Raw genomic sequence first — 25213 nt, 5'->3', positions numbered from 1 at the left:
ATAGAATATTAGAAAAATAATAAAAAAACTCAATCTGTGCATAAGAACCCTCATACGCAGATTGAGCTTTTGAGTTGTATCTACTTATCTAAAGCGAATGTCGCCGTAGCTGGTATCGATATTTACATAACCACCTTTTCCACTTCCCATTTTTCCTTTGTAATACGCACTAAAGTCTTTTTTAATTTTTTGGTCAAAATCTAAAGGCAACCCTGAATAACTAAAATCACTAAAGCTTAACTCTGTCTCAAATGTAAAATTAGCAACCTCCTCAAAGGAAATTCGATAATCACCAAATTTACCGTCGATTAGGATTTTGGTAAAATCTTTGGCCACCTCGTTGATGGTAAAGCCGCCACTATATTGAGCTTCCATATCCAATTCCACTTCTAATCGATCAATCGAAAACTCTGAATAGCCCACATATCCTTTGATGCCCTGAACCGTTCCGATCTCGACGTCTCCATATTTACTGCTTAAGTCAATAGTTCCGATCTTTTCAATTTCGACATCTGAAAAGCCCTGTTCCATTTTCACAACACCCAGTTCATTAATTTCCATGTCAGAATATTTCACTTCGATTTCGCCTTCTTTAACTAGTTGAATAGCCCCATCGCTGAAGGAAATTTTAATGTTAGTCAATCCAAAAAGTTTTTCTATCCTAAAGTCTCCATAGGATATATCGATATTGCTTTGTCCTGTTAAATCAGCTATGAAATTACTGCCAAAACTATTTTTCAGTCTCAATGGGTTCTTTTTTGGCATATTCACTTTATAGTTGATTTCAAATTCCTCTCGGTCACGATTTTTCAAGTTGCCTAATCGTGTTTCAAAGGAAATCTCTGAATTACTTTCCTCAATATCAACCTTAATTCTGTCCAATAAATCTTGAGCCCTGCTTTCATTATTCATTCTGGCAATGATCTCAATATCCACGGTCATCTTATTCTGATCCCAAGTGTTGATATGAACACGACCAAAAGTGTTTTCGATAGATAATCGAACATTTGAATTGACCTCATAACTCTTTGATATTTTACGACTTTTCTCGTAATCTAGTCCTTTATCCTTGCCTTCTATAGTGCCTGTCATAAACCCAATTAGGGCTATGCAGGTGATTAAGCTAAACGCTAATTTTTTCATCTTCCTCATGTTTACTTATCCGTTCTAAAATCCTCAATTGTTTGTTTAGAATTTCGACTCTCAATTGTAGATTTTGAATCATGGCGTTGATCAGCCTTTCATCATTCTGATTTCTTTTCAAATCCTTTTTCAGCTTGGAATACATATTATCCAATTGCTCCATGTCCTTCAGCAACTCGACATCGACCAAGCCTTTTTTATCAATTACACTTTTGATCTCCGATCGTTTCTGAGAAATTAACTGTGTATAGTAGCCTTCTACCTGTTTCAACTCCGCTGATCTACTTTTCTGGGATTGATTCGTCTCCGCTATTTCATCAACACCAGTATTTATAGAACGCTCAACCGCGAGGCCAATTGAAATACACAAGAAAACCACTGCGGCGGCTTTCCAGAGCCAGATATAATCTTTCTTCTTGTCTTCTTGACGCAGTTCTTTCTGAATCTTGGACCAAGTGTCACTTCTAGGTTCCAAATCGTCAAAATCCGCGCGGTGTGATTTGATGAAATTTTCTAATCTATCTTTCATATTGATACCTTTCTTTTAAAATCTCTCTCAATTTTTTCTTGGCTCTATTGAACTGCGATTTAGAAGTCGATTCTGTAATGCCCAATACTGTTCCTATTTCCTTATGATCATAGCCTTCCAATAAATAAAGAGTCAAGACTGCTCTAAAACCTTCTGGCAATTGCATGATGGCTGACTTAATAGCTGGCAAGCTCAACGATTCCTCATCTTCTACAAATGACTCATCAATCTCTCCGCCGGCTTGATCCATTTCAACTAAATCCAATTTTCGTTTCTTGAGTACGTTAATGGATGCATTGACCACAATCCTCTTTACCCAAGCACCAAAAGTGGATTCACCGCGGTATTTGTTAATGTTTTTAAACACATTTACAAACGCCTCCTGAATCACGTCCTCAGCCTCATCACGATCATTCACTATACGATAGCTCACGTTCAACATCGCCTTTACATACAAATTGTAAAGCTCAAATTGAGCGGCCTGATCGCTGCGTTTTGCCGCTTCGACCAAATGATAATGAATGTCCTTATTTCCTATTTCCAACGATTATCGAAATTCTGTACAAAAGACCACATAAATCTTTTAGGGTTGCATCAATTTTGAAATTACCTCTAATATTCATAATTTCCATGCAACTTGTGCATGAGGGGAATAAATTGACTAATTTGACATTAATCATTATATAACCTCTACTTATGAGATATCAATTCATTGGACTCTCCATCATTACCTCCCTTACTCTTATCGCTCTATCACTTTATTGGCCTTGGGTCTGGTGGAGTTTCGCAGTCGTTGGTCCTGTCATTTTTCTTGGTGTGCTTGATGTATTTGATAAAAAGCATACCCTTAGAAGAAATTTTCCATTGCTTGGTGCCTTCCGCTATATCATGGAAGATTTACGCCCGAAAATCTATCAGTACTTTATCGAGTCGGAAACAGACGGTGCTCCCATCAATCGAATGTTTAGGTCAATTGTCTACCAAAGAGCTAAAGGTGCATTATCTACCAACCCATTCGGAACCAAATTAGACGTCTATGTAGATGGCTATGAATGGGCAAACCACTCGATTCACCCCATCAATCATCACGATTTGGACGATCATCCCAGAGTGATGATAGGTGGCAAAGATTGCAAACAACCCTACAATTCTAGTATTTATAATGTTTCTGCTATGAGTTACGGCGCATTGAGTGATCGAGCGATAGAAGCTTTAAATGGTGGAGCCAAACTTGGGAATTTTGCCCATAATACAGGAGAAGGAAGTATTAGTCAATACCATTTGAAACATGGAGGTGACCTCATTTGGCAAATTGGTACAGGATACTTTGGATGTAGAAACAAAGACGGTACTTTCAATGAAGATATGTTTAAAGAAAAGGCCACTCTGCATCAAGTAAAAATGATTGAGATTAAAATGTCTCAAGGGGCCAAACCCGGCCATGGGGGTATTCTCCCTGCAATCAAGAATACGAAAGAAATCGCCGCCATACGAGCGGTTGAGCCCCACACAAGAGTCGACTCTCCTCCCGCTCATAGTGCCTTTCGAAATCCTGAAGAGTTGATGCAATTCATCAAAAAATTGAGAGAACTATCCGGAGGCAAGCCTATAGGTTTTAAGCTTTGTGTTGGCAATAAAATTGAATTCACAGATCTATGTATTGCCATGCAAAACACAGGCATTACACCTGATTTTATTACTGTAGATGGTGGAGAAGGAGGAACTGGTGCTGCTCCACTCGAATTTTCAAACAATATCGGCATGCCTTTACGAGATGGGTTGGCATTTGTTTGTGATTCTTTACGTGGTTATGGTTTCAAAAAAGATATAAGAGTAATTGCCTCTGGCAAAATACTTACTGGCTTTCACATCTTCCGAGCATTTGCATTAGGTGCGGATGCTTGCTATAGCGCTCGAGGAATGATGTTGGCTTTGGGTTGCATTCAGGCTCTTGAATGCCATAGCAACAATTGTCCCACGGGTGTGGCTACGCAGCAACAACATTTGGTAAAAGGCTTAAATGTGGAAGACAAAATTCAAAGGGTTGCAAAATTTCATAATGAAACAGTGATGAGCTTTGTTGAATTTATGGGTGCTACCGGTGTAGACTCCATCAGCAAAATCAAAAGACACCATGTGTATCGACGTCTTGACCAGGAGCGTATTAAGACCTACGCAGAAATTTATCCAAATATAAAAGTTGGTGAATATGCATAGACCTATTACATTTGTAGGGTATTGATATTTTCAATTGTTCAATAAGTTGAATATCAATACAGTAGCAGCATTTCAGAGAAGTATATCTTAAAGAGTTAATTATTTTATTTTAAACCTTTTAGAGTCTGAAGATTCTAAGTAAGAGAAAGGTGATTAAAAATAGTAATTAGAAAATGAAGCATTTAGTAAGATATAAACGATTTGTATTTAGTCTTTCTTTCTATTTATTCTTCCTGAGTTTATTGGGATGCAAAGAAGAATTAGTGTCACTAAATCCATTCAAATCGGCAGATATTATTTACGCCAAACTGGATATATCGAACGAGTAATATTCGTGCGAATTTTCCGATTTATATAGTTGTTCTCCGGGTGGTAAGAATAGAAATGCGTCACTTTTAGCTAAGTTGGCCAAATCTCCTGAACCATTTCCTGTTTCGGGATACGCTTCAATCAAACCATTGTTTCCTATAACACTTCTTACTTGAAGAAAATAGCCTAATTCTGGCTTGAAAGTAATATTTTCTTTCAATACAGCTGTCTTTACCTCAACACTCCTTCCTAAACACTGCATCATCCACGGGATAAAATAAACCCTAAAACACATGTAAGTAGATATGGGATTGCCCGGAAACGCAAACACTTGCTTACCTGATTGATTTGCACCAAACCAAAAGGGCTTCCCGGGTCTTTGAGCTACCTTATGAAACAGCTTCTCCACATTAAGCTCTTCCAAAATTTCTGGTAAATAGTCCGCTTTACCCTTTGATACACCACCGCTCAGTAGTACTACATCAAATTCATTTAGAATATTTTCTATTTTTAGTCTCAGTTCTTCTTTATCATCCAGCAAATGAAAGCATTCGTTCGGAACTCTTAGCTGATTTAAGGAAGCTTGAATGGCTACTGAATTGGACTTTCTGATCTGGTGGGGTAAGGGTACCCGATCAACATCTACCAATTCATCTCCAGTAGACACAATAGCCACTTTGGGCTTTTTATTGACTAAGACCTGACTATGACCAACCGTCGCCATGATAGCCACCTCGGCCGCTGAAATCACCACTCCCTTAGGGACCAACAATTCTCCCTTTTCTTGATCGCTCCCCTGTCTATGTACATTTTTCCATCGGTCGGCTGAGTCAAGATTTATTTCCACCCATTGCTCTCCTTCTTTTTCATACAACTCCAAATCCTCATAGCGAATAATCAAATCACAGCCTACACTCAAAATAGCTCCAGTCATGATTTCAATGGCATACTCCTGATCTTTCAAGGTAGCAGCTGGCACTCCCGCTAATTGAATTTCTTGTATTTTGAAATCTCTTTTTCCAGCATCAAAGGCATCAAAGCTCAATGCTATTCCATCCATCGTCACCCGATCAAATGGTGGGAAATCTCTGTCTGCATAAATATCTTCAGCCAACACTTCTCCCATGCTCTGTTCCAATGGTAGACTTACCATTCCCCAATTGGCCTGTTGAGACTGAACAATATTTTTGGCTTCTACAACTGATATCATGCTAGATTCTCTAATTTTATCAACTCATTGTAAAGTAAAAACAACTCTCTTCCTATCACACATATAAATATGAAAAACAACAAATTTTCTCATATAGATTCTGGCAACAATCCCGCAATGGTCAACGTTTCTGACAAGCAAGTAACAGCGCGTACGGCCACGGCCAGAAGTACGGTTCAATTGACCAAAGAAATTATGTCAGGGTTGGAACAAGGAGAGATTCACTCTAAAAAAGGCCCTGTTTTTCAAACGGCCATCATAGCCGGAACGATGGCTGCGAAAAAAACTGGTGAATTGATCCCACTATGTCATCCCATTGGTTTGGATGGATGCGATTTCACCATCAATGTGAAAGGATTGGAAGTAGAAATAGAATGTACAGCAACTATCGCAGCCAAAACGGGAGTAGAGATGGAAGCTCTCACTGGGGCATCCTTAGCAGCACTCACCATTTATGATATGTGTAAGGCGCTGTCGCACAATATTGTTATTAAAGAAACCAGATTAATTGCAAAGACAGGTGGAAAAAAAGACTTTAGATACGATGGTTAAGAAACACCAAAAGCACGCAAAACTAACAAGGCCAGCATTAGGTCATTTTGGACGAAACGAATTGGCCATTTTGGGAATACCCTGTGGTGAGATCAAAAAATTAGCTCGGACAATCAGTGAGCAACTTTCTTCTCGTCATAAAATTGCCTATGTCGACGCGGACCATAAAAGTGCAGATGATGAATCAAACCTTGAGGGCAGTTCACTGGCCTACGGCAATCAGCTGGAATATGTGGACAAAATAGATTTTCACCGATTTGATCAAATGGGTGAATTCAATTCATTTGATTACAAAAAGAAATTCATTGATCAGGATTTGGTGCTTGTCAATGGGAATCACTTTGAAGGCAATCAACAAATTCTGGTCATTGACTCCCGAAAATCACTTGAGAAAAAATTGCACAAGCTCACGCAAGTAGGGTTAATTCTGTTTCAAGAGGGTGAATCTGATATTCCAGACTACCTACAAGCGCATATATCAAATTGGAACGAAATTCCTCAATTATCCATTGGGGATACAAAGTCCATTGTCTCCTGGATAAGCAAAACATTAGAAAACAACTTGCCGGCTATCCATGGCCTTGTATTAGCTGGTGGACAAAGCACCCGCATGAAGCGAGACAAAAGTGAAATCAATTACTTTGGTAAAGGCCAAAAGGATTATATGTATGACTTGTTAGCGAATGTGTCTGACCAGGCCTATTACTCGGTACGTCAAGATCAGGCAACGGCTGATTCGACTAATGAAGTGGTAGATACTTTTACAGGACTAGGGCCATATGGCGCCATCTTATCCGCTTTTAGAACCAATCCAAACGCTGCTTGGCTGGTTACGGCTTGCGATCAGCCTTTTATTACCAAAGAGACATTGGAATTGTTGATTTCGAAAAGGAACCCGTCTAAGGCAGCTACTGCTTTCTACAATCCTGAAACAGAATTTCCAGAGCCATTGATTACACTTTGGGAACCTAGAGCCTATTCGCATCTGTTGCACTTTCTAAGTTTAGGATACTCTTGCCCGCGAAAAGTATTGATTAATACGGATATTGAAATTGTACATCTGGACGACCCGAGTGTATTGAAAAATGTCAACACACCGGAAGAGTATGAAGAAGCAATAAAAATATTGGGGTAGAAATAGACTAAGGATGAGCGGCCACCCATACGTCACCATCTTCAAAGATTTCCTTTTTCCAGATTGGAACAGTCTTTTTGAGTTCATCAATAATGAACTTGCATGACTCAAATGCAGCCTGTCTATGCGGCGTGGAAACGGCGATCACCACGGCTTCCTCTCCTATCTCCACCACTCCAACTCTGTGAGAAATCGCATATTTAAGAATCGGCCATTGGGATTTAGCCCGGTCTACAATCTTTTGAAGTTCTTTGATCGCCATTGGTTCATAAGCTTCAAATTCTAGTTTTACTACAGCCTTTTCCGATGTTTTATTCCTAGTAGTTCCAATAAATACATCAGTGGCTCCAGCACCGTCATGAGCAACAGCAGCAATAAGTACGGCTACGTCGATTTTCTTGTCTGTGATTTCTATCATAATTATCAACCTCCGCTTACGGGTGGAATGAGCACCAATTCATCTCCTTCTTTGATGGTATGATTGTCATCTACGTATTCTTCATTGATAGCCAAATTGAGAGAAGTCAATTGCTCAAATCCTGGATACTGAGATTTCAATACATGCATGGCCTCATGCGCCTTTGTGCCTTGCTCCAAAGTCAAATCAAGCTCTCTGCCGCCTATGATATCTCTAGCAATTCCGAATGCCACCACTTTAATTTGAATTTCACTCATAGGTTTCAAAGTTATTCAAACGAAGCAAATCCTAACTTGATCAGTCTAATAAATACTCCAGTTCCTTTACAGATTTAGAAGGTACAAACTCGACGACCTCATAATCAGCCAACTGGTGTTGGTAAAATGGGTCCTGCGCAAGGATTTGCGAAATTTCATCTCTGTTGTTGGCATTAGCCAATATGACTCCTCCAGTTCTAGGCACTTTCTTTCCTGACATTAGAAAATTTCCTTGTTCATATTGGTCATTCAAATAGTTGACATGATCATCCAAATATTGATCTATATTTTCTATCGGAACTTTGTAAGTCAGGGATATGATATACATTTATAACGGATTTTAAATTCTTCCTAGAGATACGAAAATGAGCACGGTAGGTATAGCCACATCTGAAATATTAAAAATAAAAAATGGTGAAAATGAGCTCACTAATGACTTGCTGGTCAAAGAAGAACCTTTAGAAATTAGAATCGGCTATGGAGGAGAAACTAAAAGATTGGAGTTTTCGCTTGCAGTAACTATGCGAACGCCGGGAGCAGACGAAGAACTAGCCAGAGGCTTTTTGCTTTCGGAGGGAATTATAAAATCTCCAGCAGATATCTTATCTGCTAAATACTGCATGCAAGCAAAGCAACCTGAGAACACACTCAAAGTTGAGTTGAAAAATGACTTGGCGGTTGACCCTGACAAATTCAAAAGAAATTTTTATTCCACGTCAAGCTGTGGAGTATGCGGAAAGGCGGCATTAGAAGCATTAAACTATGAGATTCCGCAATCCAACCAGACACCACTTTCAGTTTCTCAGGATGTCATTCAATCTCTCACAAATAAACTAACAGCGCATCAGAATACCTTCAAGTACACCGGAGGACTACATGCAGCAGCCTTGTTTGACTTGCAAGGCAATTTACTCATGCTACGAGAGGATATTGGCAGACACAATGCCTTAGACAAAATCATAGGCGTGAGTACTCTAAATCAGATTGACTTATCTGACAAGATTCTGTGGCTCAGTGGACGATTAGGTTTTGAAATGATTCAGAAGTCAGCGATGGTGGGTATTAGAATTATTGTAGCATTGGGAGCACCGTCGAGTCTTGCCGTTGACTTGTGCCTACAGCAGAACATTACCCTCATTGGTTTCTTAAAAAAGGATTCTTTCAATATTTACTCAGGAAAAGAAAATGTAATTTTGAATTCTTAAATTCATGCTATGAAAATCAGAATCAACGGGAATTTCGTAAGGCTGAGACTAAGCCAAAGTGAAGTAGATCAATTTGCGTCCAAAGGCCAGGTCGGTGATGCCATTCAGTTTGGCAACAGGTCACTCACTTATCAACTGGTGTCGTCCCAACAAGATGAAGTGTCAGTAGATTTTGATGGTGCTAATATTTCTGTCCAAGTTCCAAAAAATTTGGGTTCGCGATGGACCGATACTGATTTGGTTGGATTTGAAAATGCCGACCAAACCCATGTCAGAATATTAGTAGAAAAAGATTTTCAGTGCCTGCACAAACGACCTGGTGAAGATGAATCAGACAACTTTCCCAACCCTGCGGCTGATTAAGCGCAGGAAACAGTTATGCTATGCGTATGACCATCTCCAGAAGTAGAGTCAATATTCACACTAGTATTGTCCTTTAGCGAAGCAAAATTAGAACTAGAGACTGTCACACTGTGCGAGTGACCACTTGAGCCGGTAATGTCATAAGTTTTTGCTGTTCCAGCATCAACGTCTGCTTTTGACACTGTCAAAGAGTGACCGTGATTACCGTCTATTGAAATCGAGGTGCCGTTGTCTATGCAGCTTTTTGAAGAGTCTCCATCCATACCCATGTCCATTTCATCCTCTGAGTTATCAGAACAATTCCACAAGGACAATAAAGGGATTCCGGCCAAAAGGGCTGCGCTTACCTTAGTTAGAAATACTTTTCGGTTCATGGTTGTTTTTGGTTTTAATGTATCTACATACAATTTAACGAAAAGCTTTGTGAATATTATTTATGATGGTAGCAAAATGTCTTAAACACGACATTCTAACAATTGGAATGGTTCCTAATACAAGATCCATTTGAGTACAATTCAACTCTATTCCCCTCTTAATCTCGACTTTTTAAATACTCAGACAACTTGAAAAAATGCTTTTTCATCATCTCTGTAGCCTGCTCGGAGTCACCTGATTTGATGGCTAAATAAACATCTTCATGCTTTTTAATTTCAGACTTTGCTTCATCGCCTTCACAAACTGTTTCTCTCTCATATGTTGATAATATGGGAGGAGTCAATAAAAGCATGAGTGAAACCATCGTACTGTTCTTACTTGCTTTAGCTATAGCTAAATGAAACAACAGATCTTCTTCCAAATAATCTTCACCACGAGCCATCTTGACTTTAAAGGCCTCGAGTGCATTTTTAATCTTTTCTAAGTCAGCGGTTGAACGTCTTGCAGCAGCCAAACCCACCATCTCCAGTTCTAAAGAAATTCTCGTTTCTACCAATTCTTTGAAAGCAGGGGCATCCATCGATACAATCTCATCCACCATTCCGTTGAAGCCGGTCAGCCCAATAGCCAGGATCGTCCCACTTTGAGAAACTGATTTGAGCATCCCATAAAACTCCAATTTTCGGATGGCCTCTCGTACATGATTTCTCTTGACCATAAACTTTTCAGACATCGTCCGTTCTGAAGGTAGTTTATCTCCTCGCTCCAAATTTCTAGTGTTGATCAGGTCTCGGATTTTACAGATCACTTCATTCTGTAATACCCTATTCGCCTGCTGATCTATCAAACTTATTTTCACTGCCGTAAATTATAATCAGTTGGTTAATCCCCTTTATTCAAAATAAGTTAAAAGTGCTGCCACGCCGTTGTAGGATATTACCAATGAAAAAAACAACGCAGCATATATTCCCACATACACTCCAAGACTGGTTTTATAGTCTTTCATCACCTTCTTATTACTCAACATGAGAATGATTCCCAAAACTACAATTGGTAAAACAAAAACATTGAACACCTGACTTAATATTTGAATTTGAATGGGATTGGCTCCAAAGGCAGGCCCGATCAATGCCACCAGACAGGCGATCGCAGTAATAACTCTAAAGCGTGTGGAATTCGTGTCTAAGATTCCAGATTGATAATCAGCGATGAGCAATGGAGCAATTAACAAGCAAGGGAATATCGAAGACAGCCCAGCACTTAAGGCACCACAAAAGAAGATCGTAACCGCCCATTTGCCAGCCACAGGCTCCAGTGTGTTGGCCATGTCTATAACTTTGGTGACTTGCCTGCCGTCATAAAAAAGAGCGCCTGCGGCTACCGCCATAATCACGCGACTGATCACAAAAATCAGGATTGCCGCAGTGATAGAATCTTTCTTTTGCTGATCCAAGTTCTTGATGGTCCATCCCTTGCCTTTCACAAATAATGGACGCGACAAGAAAGTAGCCGCTGCCATGGTCGTGCCTACAAAGGCGGCCACCAGCATCTTGCCACCCGGCACATCTGGAATCGTCGGGATCAAACCCTTGATCACATCCACACCATGAGGTTGAACAAAACAAAAAGAGACGATAAACGAAACCGCCATAAAAGAGACAAACACGACCAAAATCTTTTCGAAGAAGGTGTATCGACCAACCAACATCAACAAATAAAACGTAACGATAATAACAATAGCGACGCCTAAAACAACTTCGTATTGGTAGGCCGACAGCCCTTCGAAATTGAGTGCGAGAATTTCATATATGATATTGGAGGAGATCCCCAATATCCCCATCAACGAGTTCCATTGACCGAAAGAAATGCCAACAATGATTAATATGGCCATGACCTTGCCATATTTGAAATGTTTCTTGAAACCATACAGGGCCGTTTCGCCAGTGATCAGTGCATAGTTTCCATAGGCAAACATCAAAACGCCAGAAAACAAACAACTCAAAAAAAGCACCCACAACAATTGCATGCCGAATTGGCTCCCTGCCACAATCATGGAAGTGACACTGCCCGTACCGATGGTATACCCAATGGCAAATATCCCTGGACCAAATCCTAGAATAACAGAAAGGATTCGCTTTAAAATGGACGTATTATTGTCTGATGCTGTCATATATTTTTGTTTTTGAATTAGTCGTTGAGCCAATCGGTGTGATAGAATTTTCCGGAATTGTCGTCTTTTCTTTGGTAAGTGTGTGCGCCAAAATAGTCGCGTTGCGCTTGCAGCAAATTGGCGGACGACTCAGCCACTGTAAAACTATTTAGGAAGTTGATCGACTCGCTGAGGTTAGGTATTGCCATCTCGCCAAGCACGCATGCTGCCACCACTTTTTTGGCACTTGGCTTCAATTTTTTCAGCTTTTGAATGATCGCCTCATTAACCAATAGGTTATCTGAAATTTTAAATAAATCCACCAATTCCACCATGAGATCGGAGCGAATGATACATCCATTGGTCCAGATTCTTGAGAGTTCGCTCAGGTTCAGTTCCCAGTTGTAACTATTCGATGCTTCGAGGATAAGCTTAAATCCCTGATAATGATTCATCAATCTGGCAAACTGATAAGCTTCCAATAATTCCTCCGCAGTAAAGTTTAAAGACTTTTCGCTCTGCGGCGTGATGTTTTTATTGGCCGTCATGCGCTCTTCTTTGTAGAAAGAAATGTAGCGAGCATAAAGTGCGGAAGTAATCATTGTACTAGGCACACCCAACTGCGCAGAAGCTATGGCGGTCCAGTTGCCTGTTCCCTTGTTACCGGCCTTGTCCATAATTTTATTCACTAGCCAGTCGTCTCCCTCTTTTTTGCGAAGAATATCAATCGTGATTTCCAGCAAGTAGCTGTTGCTAGTCGCTTTCCAAGATTCTAGAATATCGGCTATCTGATCTGGCGTTTTACCCATTCCTTGCAAAATGGTAAAGACTTCGGCCAAGAGCTGCATCTCCACGTATTCAATTCCATTGTGTACCATTTTCACAAAATGGCCGCTGCCTCCTTTTCCTATCCAAGCACAGCACGGCAATCCGTTGGCATCCTTGGCGGCAATAGCCTCCAGGTACGGCTTCACTTCCTGATAAGCTTCAGGGTCACAACCAGGCATGATGGAAGGTCCTTTGAGTGCACCTTCTTCGCCACCAGAAACTCCTGTTCCGACGAATTTGATGTTCTTAGATTTTAAATATTCAACGCGTGCGTTGGTGTCGTTATAGTTGGAGTTTCCACCATCGATCAAGATATCTCCATCTTCCAAATGCGGCAAAAGGTCTTCTATGACATCATCTACAATCTTGCCGGCATTCACCATGAGCATGATCTTTCGTGGTTTTTGGAGTGAACCTACAAACGCAGCCACATTGTCGAATGGAGCTGCAGCGGACAACTCGGAAAATTCCTCTTTAAAATTTTTAGCCACGTCCACTTCTTGCCCGTCCACATGTCTATTGAATAGGGAGATATTGAATCCTCTGCTCGCTAGGTTTCTTGCGAGGCTCTTGCCCATGACCCCTAGTCCAAATAAGCCAAATACTGACTTTTCTAACTGATTACTAATCACTTCTACTATTTTTTTAGGTGTTAAACTTATATCTACATCGATGGCATGCTCAGGTACTTCTAAAGAATCAAACTGAGACTGCAACAGGTCGACACTCATAAAATGTCCTTCTCTACCCCTGATCCGCTTCTTTATTTCTTCGAATGAACCATTCAGAAAGGCCCAATGTACATCCTTTTGAATTTGTCTGTTTAATATTTCACGGTAAGAGGCTTTTAACGCTGAGCAAGCAATGATTGCCCCTTGACCTTGCAGCTCTCGCTTAGCCAAATCATTCAATGTCTCCAACCAGCCCTGTCTATCCTTATCGTTCAATGCCTGTCCATTGGACATTTTCAGAATATTCTCTTTTGGATGATAATCGTCCCCATCGAAAAAAGGAATGTCTAGGGCCTCGGAAAGCAGGTTTCCTATGGTGCTTTTACCTACACCAGAGACTCCCATGATAAAGACAATTCTATTTTTTTCTTCTTTCATAATATTTGGGCACCCAAACTGGGCACCCAAATATATATTTTTTTATATTTACAAAAAATTGGATAGTCTATTAATTCAGGTATATCATGGAAATCAACAAAAAATTAAGTGGGAAAAATGTATTGATCACTGCTGGAGCTCAAGGAATCGGTGAATCAATTACGAAACATTTTATAGATAGCGGAGCCCATGTGGCCATTCACTATTTCTCAAGTGCAGACACAGCTAATGAGCTAACAAAATACGCGATTAGCAAAGGACAAAAAGCAATTGCTATCAGTGGCGACCTCACCAAAGAGGCTGATTCCATTGCCTTGGTTGAAAAAACAGTAGAAGCCTTAGGCAGCCTGGATTTATTGATCAATAATGCAGGTTCACTCGTGGCTCGCAAAATGCTAGACGAAATGGAGGCAGATTTCTGGCATAAGGTCATGGACATCAACATGACGTCTATGATGTTCGTGACACGAGCAGCAGCTCCTTATCTAACAAAAAACAGTAACAGCAGTATCGTCAATTTGGCATCGCTAGCCGGACGAAAAGGCGGTCACCCGGGATCGCTGGTTTATTCTACCAGCAAGGGAGCCATCCTCACATTCACCCGAGCGCTCGCCTCTGAGCTGGGACCTAAAGGTGTAAGAGTAAATGCTGTGGCCCCGGGATTAATCCTTGGTACTTCATTTCACAACACACACACAAGTAAGGAATCGGCTGATAAAACCATCACTGAAATTCCAATTAAGCGTGCTGGCAATGCAGATGATGTAGCAAGAGCGGTTTTGTATTTAGCGTCTGAATACGACGGTTTCATTACTGGCGCCACTCTCGACATCAATGGTGGAGTCTATAATATGTAATATTTATTCCAGTCTCGTAAAAGCAAAAGAGCCATGCCGTATGATCGGCATGGCTCTTTTTTATATAAACCACCGGTTTACTTAAAACCTTTCTTTTCTAAAAGTGGACCAATCTCCGGTGTCTTCCCCCTGAAGTCAACATACAATTCCATACCTGGCTTGGATCCTCCTTTGCTCAACATGATTCTGTATTTTCTGGCCGTTTCCTGATCAAAAAGGTCACCTGTTTCTTTGAAGGCCTGAAAACAATCTGCATCCAACAATTCAGACCACAAATAACTATAATACCCAGCGGAGTAACCTCCTGCAAAAATATGATTGAAATAACCGCTTCTGTATCTTGGTATGATTTGATCAATCAAACCAATTTTATCCATTGCTTCCTTTTCAAATGCTCTGGCCTCAATTCCATCTGCACTAGTAAGTGTATGCCATGACATGTCCAAATAAGCCGCTGCCATATATTCTACAGACCTAAAACCTTCGTTGAATGCATTGGCGTCATTCATTTTTTGAACCAACTCATCTGGTATTACTTCTCCCGTCTGATAGTGCTTGGCATAAAGCTTAAGTACTTCTGGCTCGCTCATCCAATTTTCCATGACCTGTGAAGGAAACTCCACAAAATCGCGAGGTACGTTTGTTCCAGATTGCGAAGGATAAGTCACATCAGACAACAATCCATGCAAAGCATGCCCAAACTCGTGAAACATAGTTTCTGATTCAGAAAATGAAAGCAGAGAAGGTCCATCCTCTGTTGGAGCTGGGAAATTAAAATTGTTGGTTACAATCGGCGTTACCTTACCATCCATTTTGGACTGTGATCTCAATGAATTCATCCAGGCTCCTCCCCTTTTGCTATCTCTAGCAAAAAAGTCCATATAAAGAATACCAATGTGTGTGCCGTCTGCCTCCAGAACTTCAAAAACCTGCTGATCTTCGTGCCACTTAGGCATATCAGTCAATTCCTTAATCTGCATACCAAACAACTTATTCGCTAAAGCAAATGCCCCATCACGAACCGCTGTAAACTCAAAATACGGACGCATAGCATCCTCATCGAAATTATACTTAGCCTTTCTCACCTTCTCCACATAGTATCTCCAATCCGAACCTCTCAGTTCTCCATCGATACCGTCTTTTTTCATTTCAATTGTCAACGCCTCTCTTTCAGACTTAGCCATATTCAATGCAGCAGGCCAAACCTTATCCATAAAGTCCATAACAGCTTTTGACGTTTGTGCTACACTTGATGACAGTTGTACATCAGCATGTGTTTCGTAACCCAAAAGATTTGCTCTTTCAATTCTTAAGGCTACAATTTCTTCAATGATCTTCTTATTGTCGTTCTCGTTGTCATTGTCAGCCCTCATGGCATATCCTTGATACAATTGTTCTCTCATCTCACGATTTGGAGAATATTGCAAGAAAGGATTAATGCTTGGTCTCTGAAGTGTAAATGACCAACCTTCTTCGTGTCCTCTTTTCTTGGCTTCTGTAGCCGCTAGAGAAACTAAGCTACTAGTCAAAGTCCCGTAGTCATCTGGGTTAGTTGTGTGTGCTTCGAAATTATTGGTTTCTGCCAACACGTTTTGCCCAAACTTGGTAGTCAGCTCAGAGAGTCTGCTATTGATTTCTTGTAGTCTCACCTTTTGTTCTCCTTCGAGCCCAACGCCCGATCTTACAAATCCTTTGTACGACTCGCTTACGAGTCTCTTTTGTTCTGCATTGAGATCGCTGTCATCAAGCTGATTGAATATAGCTTCCACTCTTTCGAACAAGCCTTTATTCAAATTGATATAATCATAGTGCTTCGAAAGCATTGGAGAAACAACCGTACGAACTGAATCCAACACATCATTCGTATGCGCTCCAGCTACGGCGTAAAATACTCTACTTGTGTTGTCTAAAGTAGCTCCAGATCTTTCAAGCACTTCCATCGTATTGGCAAAAGTTGGAGCCTCTGTATTATTTACGATGGCATCAATTTCTGCCTTGTGCTCACTCATTCCTTGCTCAAAGGCAGGCAAGTAGTGCTCATTTTTAATTTGATCAAATGGAGGCACTCCAAATGGTGTGTTCCATTCCGATAATAAAGGATTTTCTTCATTCATCGTTTGATTAGTTTCAGGAGATTGACAGCTTACGAAGGCCATCACACCTGCCGTTAATAGGGTTATAGTTTTTCTCATTGGGTTAACTTTTTGTGATTCGGGAATAAATAAGAGGCTGTCTCAAAAGCCAAGGAAACTGTCAGGCTGAGGTCCTCGAAGCCTTGCTGCTGACCGCAGGCGGACATTTCAAATGCCTCAATGTGACAAAATTTGGGAGCATTGGGCTTTTGAGACAGCCTCTTATCCTTTTCAATTTAGTATGTTTTTTTCCTTATTGGAGATTAATTCCACAAATGGCACCATAGAATTATTGTTGGCCTTCTCGAATGGCTTTGAATTCCGATCCTTCTTTCCATTTAGGGAATGTTGATTCATTCGCTAGCGTATAGCCAATATCGAACATCACCTGCATATCCAACTTCACCCCTTCTGCATTAAAATCATCTGAGTACTCATCTGAAGGTTTGTGATAATTCTCACTGGTGTATTTTTTGTACTGCTCTTCTCCCCATTCTTTGCCATTGGCATCGCTATCAGTTGCTCCTTTTCCATAGAGCGCCGGGATACCAATGCTAGCAAAATTGAAATGATCCGAGCGGAAAAATCCACCTGATTCAGGATGAGGATCTGGAGTGATATATCGCCCCTGCTTTTCAACTGCTCGCTTTGCATAATCGTCCAATTCTGACTGACCATATCCAACAATTGAAAAATCATTGACTCTACCAATGGGACGGATAGCATCCACATTCAAATTAGCCACTGTTTTGGCTGGATCATAAATAGGATTGACTGAATAATGCGCAGAACCCAAAAGTCCTTGTTCTTCAGCCGTAACTGCCATAAATACCACCGATCTTTTGGTTGGAATATTTAGCTTGGTAAAAGCTTCTGCTACCTGTACAATCCCAGCCACTCCAGTGCCATTATCTACCGCACCATTGTAAATCGAATCCCCGTCTACAGGGTTTCCAATTCCGAAATGATCCCAGTGCGCGCTGTAAATAATAGTTTCTTCAGGTCGCTCTGAACCTTCATATTTGGCAATCACATTATTTGACTTCGATCGTTTGATGCTGTTAACCAACCCTACAGACAGTTGCTGATTCATAGCAAATGATTTGAATTCACGCTTACGTGCTTCTTCATAAAAATCATAACCTTCCATCCCCATATTGGCAAACATTTGATTGGCGCTTTCTTCAGACACCCACCCTTCGATCACGCATCTGGACATGTTGTTGTCTGGGTTTTCCAAATATAGATTGGCGCCAGACCAACCGCCCTGAACTACCTCAAATGGATAGCTCGCATGTGCTGTTTCATGTACGATGATGATGCCAGCTGCTCCTTGTCGAGCGGCTTCTTCATATTTGTAAGTCCATCGACCATAGTAGGTCATTTCGTTGCCTTTGAAGAATGACTTATCCTCAGTGCCGAATCCTGGATCGTTGATCAAAACCATCACGGTTTTGCCTTTTACATCTAGGCCTTCGTAGTCATTCCAGTCGTATTCAGGTGCTATGGTGCCATAGCCAGCAAATACGACCTCTGAGTTTTCTATGCGAACAGAATCAGTTACCCTTCGTGTCAATGCAACAAAATCATCCCAGTAGTTTAAGTTGATTTCATTTTCACCCCCTGTGATTTTCATTTGAGGATCGACCGCAGCGGTCAATTCCACCAAAGGAACTTCCTGGAAATAGCTATCTCCATTTCCAGGCTTCAATCCTAGCTTTTTGAATTCATCTCTGAGGTAGTTGATCGTTTTAGTTTCCCCTTCAGTAAAAGGCATTCTACCCAAAAATTCATCGGAAGCCAAAGTCTTAATTCGAGTTTTCAAGCCCTCCTCATTGATACTATCGTATGCTTCCTGGAAGTTCTCCTTCGGCCCGCAGGCGAAGGCAATTGATGTAATAATAAGCGCGTTTAATATATTTTTCATTGGATCAATTAGATTAATAATTGCCCAATTTATATAATTCCTACCGCCTCAAAAAACTTAATGCAATTTCCTTCCAAACCGCTCAAACGCAGCTTTATCAAGGGTTTCTCTATGATCTGGATGTGCGATGTCTATAAGCATTCTAGCTCGTTCCTGTAAACTCTTGCCATACAAATCAGCTATTCCGTATTCGGTAGCGATATAGTGCACATTGGCTCTGGTCGATACCACACCAGCACCTACTTTCAAAGTCGGTACAATCTTAGACAACCCTTTGCTAGTAGCAGATGATAAGGCGATGATCGGTTTGCCACCTTCTGAATAAGATGCCCCACGGATAAAATCAATTTGTCCGCCTACACCTGAGTATTGCTTGGTGCCAATTGAATCTGCACAAACCTGACCAGTTAAGTCAATTTCTATGGCGCTATTAATGGAAGTCACTTTTGGATTTTTACGAATTACAGCCACGTCATTAGTGAATGCCACATCCATCATCATTACTCCGGGATTGCCATCTACGAAATCATAGAGTTTCTTGGTTCCCATAATAAAGGCCGATACTATTCGGTCTGGATAAAGCTTTTTCATTTCTCCGGTGATAATCCCCTTCTCAACCAACGGAATCACCCCATCCGAAAACATCTCGGTATGAATACCCAATTTTTTATGATTGGTTAAGCTGGACAAAACTGCATTTGGAATGGCCCCAATTCCCATTTGCAAGGTGGCACCGTCCTCAACCAAACCGGCCACATAATTACCAATTCGCTTTTCTATGTCGGTTGGTTCCGGAACATCAACACTATATATTGGACAATCATGCTCCACCAAAATATCAAAATTACTGATGTGCATCATGCCATCACCATAGGTTCTAGGCATGTTTGCGTTTACTTGAGCAATCACCAATTTGGCACAATCCACGGCGGTGTGAGAAGCATCTACTGATACCCCCAAAGAGCAATACCCATGTTTATCCGGTGGGGAAACTTGAACGAATGCCACATCCAATGGCAATGTCTCTCTGATCATTTTCGGAATCTCACTTAAAAAAACTGGAATGTAGTCGGCTATTCCATCCTGAGTCGCCCGACGTACGTTGGCCCCAACAAAGAACGATTTTACTCGAAAACTATTTCGATACTGCTCTTCCAGGTATTTGGCTTTACACTCGGTATGCAGATGTACGATTTCCACATTTTCCAAATCCGAAGCTCTATCGCAAAGTGCATCAATTAGAATTTGCGGGGCAGCCGCAACACTATGTATAAAGATTCTGTCATTCGATTTGACATATTCAAGGGCTTCTTTGGCAGACAAGTATTTGCTCATGATTGTTCGTTTTTTTTGTAAAAGTAAGTGAAGGCAGTTGGGTAAAACATGACGAGGGTCATTCATGCCATTCAATCATATCATTCTTAAGCATTAGCATATTCCAATAAAATTAGTTTTAAAGAGATAAAATTCTAATCCTGAAATTAAGAAAACAATTGTCGCTACTCTTTATTTTCTTTGAGGGAATAACCTAGCTGAATTCATATAAACAACATTTTATGTTAGACAACAAATCCTTCAGGGAGGAAGCACACAAACTAGTAGATTGGATGGCCGATTTTTATGAAAACATAGAATCCTATCCAGTAAAATCACAAGCCAAGCCAGGTGAAGTGATTAATCAGCTACCAGTCACACCTCCGGCTAAAGGTGAATCATTTGATCAAGTATTTAAGGATTTTGAATCCATCATACTTCCTGGAATGACCCAATGGCAAAGTCCAAAATTTCACGCTTACTTTCCCGCTAATTCGAGTTACCCGTCTGTGCTTGGAGAAATGCTTACTACCACCCTTGGCGCCCAATGTATGATTTGGGAAACTTCTCCTGCAGCCGCAGAATTGGAAGAACTCATGATCAATTGGCTCAAGCCTTTGATGAATATTCCTGAAAAGTGGACCGGATGCATCCAGGACACCGCCTCCACAGCCACCTTGGCTGCCATGATTTCAGCAAGAGAAAAAAAGACCAACTGGTCCATTAACCAAAATGGATTTGACAATCAAAAAATAAGATTCTACTGCTCTTCGGAAACTCACTCTTCTATTGACAAGGCAGTTAAAATACTAGGCACCGGCATGGAAAATCTGGTTAAAGTAGAAGTAGATGAAAACCTGGCGATCATTCCTTCTGCTCTTGAATCTGCTATTAAAAGTGACCTTGAAAATGGTTTCCTACCATGTGCCGTAGTCGCTGCTGTGGGTACCACTGGAACGCTAGCTATTGATCCAATTAGTGCCATTGGAGATATCTGTCAAAAATATAATATCTGGCTGCACATAGATGCAGCCTATGCCGGCACCGCACTGATGCTTCCAGAATACCATGAAATGATTTCTGGTATCGAGAAGGCCGACAGTTTTGTATTCAATCCGCATAAGTGGATGTTCACCAATTTTGATTGCACCGTGTATTTTATACAAGACGAGGAAGCTTTAATTAAGACTTTTGAAATTTTGCCTGAGTACCTAAAAACCAGCACTCGGGGCCAAGTAAAAGATTACAGAGATTGGGGTGTGCCGCTGGGCCGTAGATTCAGAGCGCTCAAACTTTGGTTCGTGATTCGAGATTTTGGAGTAGAAGGCATTCAAACCAGACTTAGAGAGCATATCAGCTATGCCCAGTGGTTTGCTGATCAAGTCAATGAACATCCAAATTTTGAAATAGTCATTGAGCCCAAATTGAATGTGGTTTGTTTTAGAATGATCACCACAGAACAAGCTGAAAAGCAATTGGATCAACTGAATGCGAATTTAGTAGCAGCTATTAATGGCTCTGGAGAAGCTTACTTGACACATACTAAAGTCAAAGGTAAGTATGCGCTTCGAATGGTCATTGGCCAGACATATGTTCAACGCAATCACATAGAAGAATCCTGGCAGCTGATCCAAACAAAAGCCAATGCCTTGCTTTAGTTATCTTTAACTCAAAAAAAGTTGAAAAAGATAGTTGTACTCACCGGTGCTGGCATAAGTGCCGAGTCTGGCATAAGAACCTTTCGCGACGCCGACGGGCTTTGGGAGGGTCATGATGTGATGGAAGTCGCCTCTCCACAAGGATGGGCGGCCAATCGTGATTTGGTGCTTGACTTTTACAATCAAAGAAGAAAACAAGCCCTAACAGCCGAACCCAACAAAGGACACTTGGCCCTTGCAGATTTGGAGAAGGACTTTGAAGTCACGATCGTCACTCAAAACGTAGACAACCTACATGAAAAGGCAGGGTCCTCTCATGTACTTCATCTGCATGGCGAATTATTCAAATCCAGAAGTACAGTGGATGAATCTTTAGTCTACAATATGAAGGGTTGGGAACTAAACGCTGGTGACAAGTGCGAAAAAGGATCACAGCTACGTCCTCACATTGTTTGGTTTGGCGAGATGGTGCCCATGATGGACGTAGCTATTGAAGAATCGATGTCAGCCGATATCTTCCTGGTAGTTGGCACCTCTTTGGCGGTATATCCAGCTGCTGGTCTTATACATCACACCAGGCCGAACATTCCTAAGTACCTTATAGATCCCAACATGCCACAGGTGGCGCATGAACCCAATCTGTTTTTGTTTGAGGAAAAAGGAGGAACAGGTGTGCCAAAAGTAGCTGAAATCTTGAGAGCAAGATACTTATGAATCAGGACAAAATCGTCACCCAAGAACTAGGCACTAAGCTCAAAGCTTCCATCATCAGCGCTCATCCCGAAGCTCGGCTAGATCAGCCGCTCTGGGCAATCAATTGGTTCGACTTAAAACGCGCTTGGCTCTATGAACTATACAACCAGATAGTTATTAGCCATGTGAGAAATATTGGCGCCTATCCTATTTTCAAAGGAAAACTTTGCAAAGTCATTCTGGAAAACGAGCGCTTAAAAAGGGATATGTTGCTCATTGTAAAGTATCCAAAAGCCTCTGCTTTTTTAGCCCTGATTGCCAACAAACTATTTCAAGTTAAAAGCATACTTAGAACCTCTTCTGTCAAACATTTCCAAATTGGCTTTATGGAAAAACTTAATTCAGAAGATCAAAAGCCATCCCATTCTAAATACACGGGTAAACTAAAATATCTAGTACATGTTTGCGAAGGAGGAAGCAAATCAGATATTCAGTCTCTTTTAGATTTTGCTGCCTCGCTAGAGGTCTTCCCATATTTTATCGGAAGCAAATCAGCGCTCATTGGCATTCAAAAAGAAAATCAAAAACTAAAAACTCTTGACTTTATGCTGAATCATGTGTTGGTTTTTAGCAGTTATGATAATGAAGGTCTAGAATCTTTCGTGGAGACAGACCTCTACCAACAGTTCATCCATAATAATAAATCAAACTTCGCCGGGCTCTATGAAAGAAAAATATGACTTCAGGACAACACCCCGAAGCCATCATTTTTGGGTTATGCTAAATCTAAATTTTATGTTAACGCTTGTTTCAAATCCCATATTAAATCCTTGGGGTTTTCCACTCCCACGGATAGTCTGATCAGGTTTTCTTTGATGCCTATTCTCAACTTCTCTTCTGGGTTTACTCCAGCATGAGTCATGGTAGCTGGATGCTGAATGAGTGACTCTGTACTTCCAAGACTCACAGCCAGCTTGATCAATTTTAAGCTATTTATGAACCGAAAGGCTTCCTTTTCGCCTCCTTCAATTTCAAATGAAATCATAGCGCCAGCGGAGCTGCATTGCCTTTGATATATTTCATGCTGCTCTGGATCATCTTCCTTCAAAAATCCCATGTAATAGACTTTCTTTATAGAATTATGATCATTTAAATAGTCGGCCACTTTAGACGCATTAAGTGCTTGCAGTTCCATTCTAGCCTTTAAAGTTTCTAAGCTTCGCATGAGTAACCACCCCGTCCAAGGCCCTGCCATATTACCCAGGAAAGTTCGAAGCCCTTTGATTCTAGTCATGTGCTCTTTGGAGCCGAGACAAGCTCCGGCGATCACATCGCTATGCCCACCTATGTATTTGGTGGCCGAGTAAAGAACGAAGTCAGCACCATGTTTTAACGGGTGCTGCCACAACGGCCCCATATAAGTATTATCCACTGCTAGATATACAGGCTGATCTTCTTTGGAATATTGATCTGCAATCTGTCGACACATATGCATATCTATCAAACTGTTGGTTGGGTTGGCAGGGGTTTCTATATAAATCATGGTCAGACGATCGGCGTGACCAGTGTCTTTGATTATTGTTTCAATTTCTTCCTTCGAGCTATCTGGATAAAATCCGACTACATGGATTCCAAACTTCGTCAATATTTGATTGATAAAATGATCGGTACCTCCATAAACCGGCGAGCTATAAAGCAACAGATCTCCCGGCTTTAAAAACTCCATCAGGCAGGTAGAAATGGCCGACATGCCGCTCTCGAAAACAGCACAATCCTCAGCACCATCCCATAGACACAATCTGTTTTCTAAAATTTCCAGGTCGGGATTGTTAAGTCGGCTGTAAATCAAACCTAACTTTTCTCCCTTTTCTTGTTCTCTTAAGCCATAAGCTACTTCAAAAAAGGCCTTGCCTTCTTCGGCTGAATTAAAAACAAAAGTGGACGTTTGAAAGATTGGGCACTTAATGGCTCCTTCTGATAATTTGGGATCATACCCATGAGACATCATCAGACTTTCAGGGCTAAACTGCTGTTTCATTGCTGTGTTTTACAACAATAATGATCGAAACATCTACCTAAATATTTAATCATAGTTTATTAATCTATAAATTGAATCATTAGCAGTAACCATTTCCATATCATAACTAAATATTACATTAAAAGAGAAAGATGATCATAGACAATACAGATATTCAAATATTAGAAATGCTACAGAATGATGCAAAAACCAAAATGAAGGACATTGCAAATGCGATAGGCATGACCATCACTCCTGTGTATGAAAGGATAAAAAAATTAGAACGAAATGGAATCATCGAAAACTATACCATCAGTGTGAATCCAAAAAACTTAGGTTACCAATTAGTAGCCTACTGCAGCGTCACATTAAAGGAGCACTCAAAAGATAATCTTAGAAAGTTTGAGGCTGGCATTCAAGACTTACATCAAGTTCTTGAATGCAATCACTTATCAGGAAATTTCGACTACCTACTCAAAGTGGTAGTTAGAAATATGGAGGACTATCAACTCTTTATTTCTAATCAATTAGCGGCTCTGGACAATATCGGACAAGTACAAAGTTACTTTGTGATGAAAGCCATCAAAGAGAGTATATTCTCCTGTAAAAATGCGCTCTCGGAGGATAAGTAAATTACCTAGAGAATAAAGCTTTTACCTAAAACCTATTCGGCATTATTCTTAATGCTGAATATTCAACTCATAACACCCTGATATTAAGGGAATTCTGCTTGCATATTTAAATTAATTTTTACAACTTACTAGGGTTAATGAGAAAAGTTAAAACTTAGATTGCCGCTCAGCAACTATCAACCAG

General features: G+C 40.7%; 25 protein-coding genes. 10 read left to right on the top strand and 15 right to left on the bottom strand.

What is annotated here, in order from left to right:
* Positions 1–84: 84 nt before the first annotated feature.
* The 3 genes from R8N23_RS06960 to R8N23_RS06950 are packed head-to-tail and all read right to left on the bottom strand — an operon-like array spanning position 85 to position 2216.
* On the bottom strand, positions 85–1143 hold the full coding sequence (locus R8N23_RS06960) for a hypothetical protein (protein WP_318170852.1): 1059 nt from the start codon (positions 1141–1143) through the stop codon (positions 85–87).
* A complete protein-coding gene (locus tag R8N23_RS06955) occupies positions 1124–1672 on the bottom strand; it encodes a hypothetical protein (protein ID WP_318170851.1) in 549 nt (182 codons plus the stop codon). The genes R8N23_RS06960 and R8N23_RS06955 overlap by 20 nt, the downstream gene beginning before the upstream one ends.
* Positions 1662–2216: an RNA polymerase sigma factor gene (locus R8N23_RS06950; RefSeq protein ID WP_318170850.1), complete on the bottom strand. Its 555-nt coding sequence runs from the start codon at positions 2214–2216 to the stop codon at positions 1662–1664. The genes R8N23_RS06955 and R8N23_RS06950 overlap by 11 nt, the downstream gene beginning before the upstream one ends.
* Before the next feature lie 152 nt (positions 2217–2368).
* On the opposite strand from R8N23_RS06950, the gene R8N23_RS06945 reads away from it, so the two are divergent.
* On the top strand, positions 2369–3889 hold the full coding sequence (locus R8N23_RS06945) for an FMN-binding glutamate synthase family protein (RefSeq protein ID WP_318170849.1): 1521 nt from the start codon (positions 2369–2371) through the stop codon (positions 3887–3889).
* Positions 3890–4187: 298 nt separating this feature from the next.
* On the opposite strand, the gene R8N23_RS06940 is transcribed toward R8N23_RS06945, so the two are convergent.
* Positions 4188–5408 (bottom strand): molybdopterin molybdotransferase MoeA, encoded by a 1221-nt coding sequence (locus R8N23_RS06940; protein WP_318170848.1) that lies wholly within the window; start codon positions 5406–5408, stop codon positions 4188–4190.
* A 69-nt stretch (positions 5409–5477) separates the two neighbouring features.
* On the opposite strand from R8N23_RS06940, the gene moaC reads away from it, so the two are divergent.
* Together moaC and R8N23_RS06930 are read left to right on the top strand one after the other, a co-directional pair.
* Positions 5478–5960 (top strand): cyclic pyranopterin monophosphate synthase MoaC, encoded by a 483-nt coding sequence (gene moaC / locus R8N23_RS06935; protein ID WP_318170847.1) that lies wholly within the window; start codon positions 5478–5480, stop codon positions 5958–5960.
* Entirely contained in the window at positions 5929–7095 is a 1167-nt protein-coding gene (locus R8N23_RS06930) for an NTP transferase domain-containing protein (protein WP_318170846.1), read from the top strand. Before moaC ends, R8N23_RS06930 begins: the two co-directional genes overlap by 32 nt.
* Positions 7096–7102: 7 nt before the next feature.
* Here R8N23_RS06930 and R8N23_RS06925 read toward each other — a convergent pair whose 3' ends face one another.
* Genes R8N23_RS06925 through R8N23_RS06915 form a run of 3 tightly spaced genes read right to left on the bottom strand, consistent with a single transcriptional unit; the run spans position 7103 to position 8098 of the window.
* The gene (locus R8N23_RS06925) at positions 7103–7513 is read right to left on the bottom strand and encodes a molybdenum cofactor biosynthesis protein MoaE (RefSeq protein WP_318170845.1); all 411 of its coding nucleotides are present in this window, start codon (positions 7511–7513) and stop codon (positions 7103–7105) included.
* A gap of 5 nt (positions 7514–7518) precedes the next feature.
* Positions 7519–7770: a MoaD/ThiS family protein gene (locus tag R8N23_RS06920; RefSeq protein WP_318170844.1), complete on the bottom strand. Its 252-nt coding sequence runs from the start codon at positions 7768–7770 to the stop codon at positions 7519–7521.
* Between the two features lie 40 nt (positions 7771–7810).
* Positions 7811–8098 carry a YciI family protein gene (locus R8N23_RS06915; protein WP_318170843.1) on the bottom strand — a complete coding sequence of 96 codons (288 nt, stop codon included), beginning with the start codon at positions 8096–8098 and terminating at the stop codon, positions 7811–7813.
* Positions 8099–8135: 37 nt separating this feature from the next.
* Here R8N23_RS06915 and fdhD point away from each other — a divergent pair, with 37 nt between their 5' ends.
* Both fdhD and R8N23_RS06905 read left to right on the top strand, forming a co-directional pair.
* Positions 8136–8975, top strand: coding sequence for a formate dehydrogenase accessory sulfurtransferase FdhD (gene fdhD, locus R8N23_RS06910; RefSeq protein ID WP_318170842.1), 840 nt, complete (start codon positions 8136–8138; stop codon positions 8973–8975).
* Between the two features lie 9 nt (positions 8976–8984).
* Positions 8985–9338: a DUF7009 family protein gene (locus tag R8N23_RS06905; RefSeq protein ID WP_318170841.1), complete on the top strand. Its 354-nt coding sequence runs from the start codon at positions 8985–8987 to the stop codon at positions 9336–9338.
* On the opposite strand, the gene R8N23_RS06900 is transcribed toward R8N23_RS06905, so the two are convergent.
* The 4 genes from R8N23_RS06900 to gndA form a co-directional block, all read right to left on the bottom strand.
* Entirely contained in the window at positions 9335–9712 is a 378-nt protein-coding gene (locus R8N23_RS06900; RefSeq protein WP_318170840.1) for a hypothetical protein, read from the bottom strand. The genes R8N23_RS06905 and R8N23_RS06900 overlap by 4 nt on opposite strands.
* 158 nt (positions 9713–9870) lie before the next feature.
* Entirely contained in the window at positions 9871–10572 is a 702-nt protein-coding gene (locus R8N23_RS06895; RefSeq protein WP_318170839.1) for a FadR/GntR family transcriptional regulator, read from the bottom strand.
* Positions 10573–10605: 33 nt separating this feature from the next.
* The gene (locus R8N23_RS06890) at positions 10606–11883 is read right to left on the bottom strand and encodes an Nramp family divalent metal transporter (RefSeq protein WP_318170838.1); all 1278 of its coding nucleotides are present in this window, start codon (positions 11881–11883) and stop codon (positions 10606–10608) included.
* Positions 11884–11900: 17 nt separating this feature from the next.
* A complete protein-coding gene (gene gndA / locus R8N23_RS06885; RefSeq protein WP_318170837.1) occupies positions 11901–13799 on the bottom strand; it encodes an NADP-dependent phosphogluconate dehydrogenase in 1899 nt (632 codons plus the stop codon).
* 86 nt (positions 13800–13885) lie between these two features.
* Between gndA and R8N23_RS06880 the strand changes: the two genes are divergently transcribed.
* Entirely contained in the window at positions 13886–14656 is a 771-nt protein-coding gene (locus R8N23_RS06880; RefSeq protein ID WP_318170836.1) for a glucose 1-dehydrogenase, read from the top strand.
* A gap of 77 nt (positions 14657–14733) precedes the next feature.
* Here R8N23_RS06880 and R8N23_RS06875 read toward each other — a convergent pair whose 3' ends face one another.
* The 3 genes from R8N23_RS06875 to R8N23_RS06865 form a co-directional block, all read right to left on the bottom strand.
* A complete protein-coding gene (locus R8N23_RS06875) occupies positions 14734–16848 on the bottom strand; it encodes a M3 family metallopeptidase (RefSeq protein ID WP_318170835.1) in 2115 nt (704 codons plus the stop codon).
* A gap of 229 nt (positions 16849–17077) precedes the next feature.
* Positions 17078–18715 (bottom strand): M28 family metallopeptidase, encoded by a 1638-nt coding sequence (locus tag R8N23_RS06870; RefSeq protein ID WP_318170834.1) that lies wholly within the window; start codon positions 18713–18715, stop codon positions 17078–17080.
* A gap of 57 nt (positions 18716–18772) precedes the next feature.
* Positions 18773–20050 (bottom strand): acetyl-CoA hydrolase/transferase family protein, encoded by a 1278-nt coding sequence (locus tag R8N23_RS06865; RefSeq protein WP_318170833.1) that lies wholly within the window; start codon positions 20048–20050, stop codon positions 18773–18775.
* A gap of 221 nt (positions 20051–20271) precedes the next feature.
* Here R8N23_RS06865 and R8N23_RS06860 point away from each other — a divergent pair, with 221 nt between their 5' ends.
* Genes R8N23_RS06860 through R8N23_RS06850 form a run of 3 tightly spaced genes read left to right on the top strand, consistent with a single transcriptional unit; the run spans position 20272 to position 23120 of the window.
* Positions 20272–21687: a pyridoxal phosphate-dependent decarboxylase family protein gene (locus R8N23_RS06860; RefSeq protein WP_318170832.1), complete on the top strand. Its 1416-nt coding sequence runs from the start codon at positions 20272–20274 to the stop codon at positions 21685–21687.
* 21 nt (positions 21688–21708) lie between these two features.
* The gene (locus tag R8N23_RS06855; RefSeq protein WP_318170831.1) at positions 21709–22401 is read left to right on the top strand and encodes an NAD-dependent deacylase; all 693 of its coding nucleotides are present in this window, start codon (positions 21709–21711) and stop codon (positions 22399–22401) included.
* On the top strand, positions 22398–23120 hold the full coding sequence (locus R8N23_RS06850) for a hypothetical protein (RefSeq protein ID WP_318170830.1): 723 nt from the start codon (positions 22398–22400) through the stop codon (positions 23118–23120). The genes R8N23_RS06855 and R8N23_RS06850 overlap by 4 nt, the downstream gene beginning before the upstream one ends.
* 53 nt (positions 23121–23173) lie before the next feature.
* Here R8N23_RS06850 and R8N23_RS06845 read toward each other — a convergent pair whose 3' ends face one another.
* Positions 23174–24418 (bottom strand): cystathionine gamma-synthase family protein, encoded by a 1245-nt coding sequence (locus R8N23_RS06845; protein WP_318170829.1) that lies wholly within the window; start codon positions 24416–24418, stop codon positions 23174–23176.
* Between the two features lie 131 nt (positions 24419–24549).
* On the opposite strand from R8N23_RS06845, the gene R8N23_RS06840 reads away from it, so the two are divergent.
* Positions 24550–25029 carry an Lrp/AsnC family transcriptional regulator gene (locus tag R8N23_RS06840; RefSeq protein ID WP_318170828.1) on the top strand — a complete coding sequence of 160 codons (480 nt, stop codon included), beginning with the start codon at positions 24550–24552 and terminating at the stop codon, positions 25027–25029.
* The last annotated feature ends 184 nt before the right edge of the window (positions 25030–25213 follow it).

This window comes from Reichenbachiella sp. (assembly GCF_033344935.1).
Classification (GTDB): Bacteria; Bacteroidota; Bacteroidia; order Cytophagales; family Cyclobacteriaceae; genus Reichenbachiella.
This window is presented reverse-complemented; position numbering and strand designations above follow the sequence as displayed.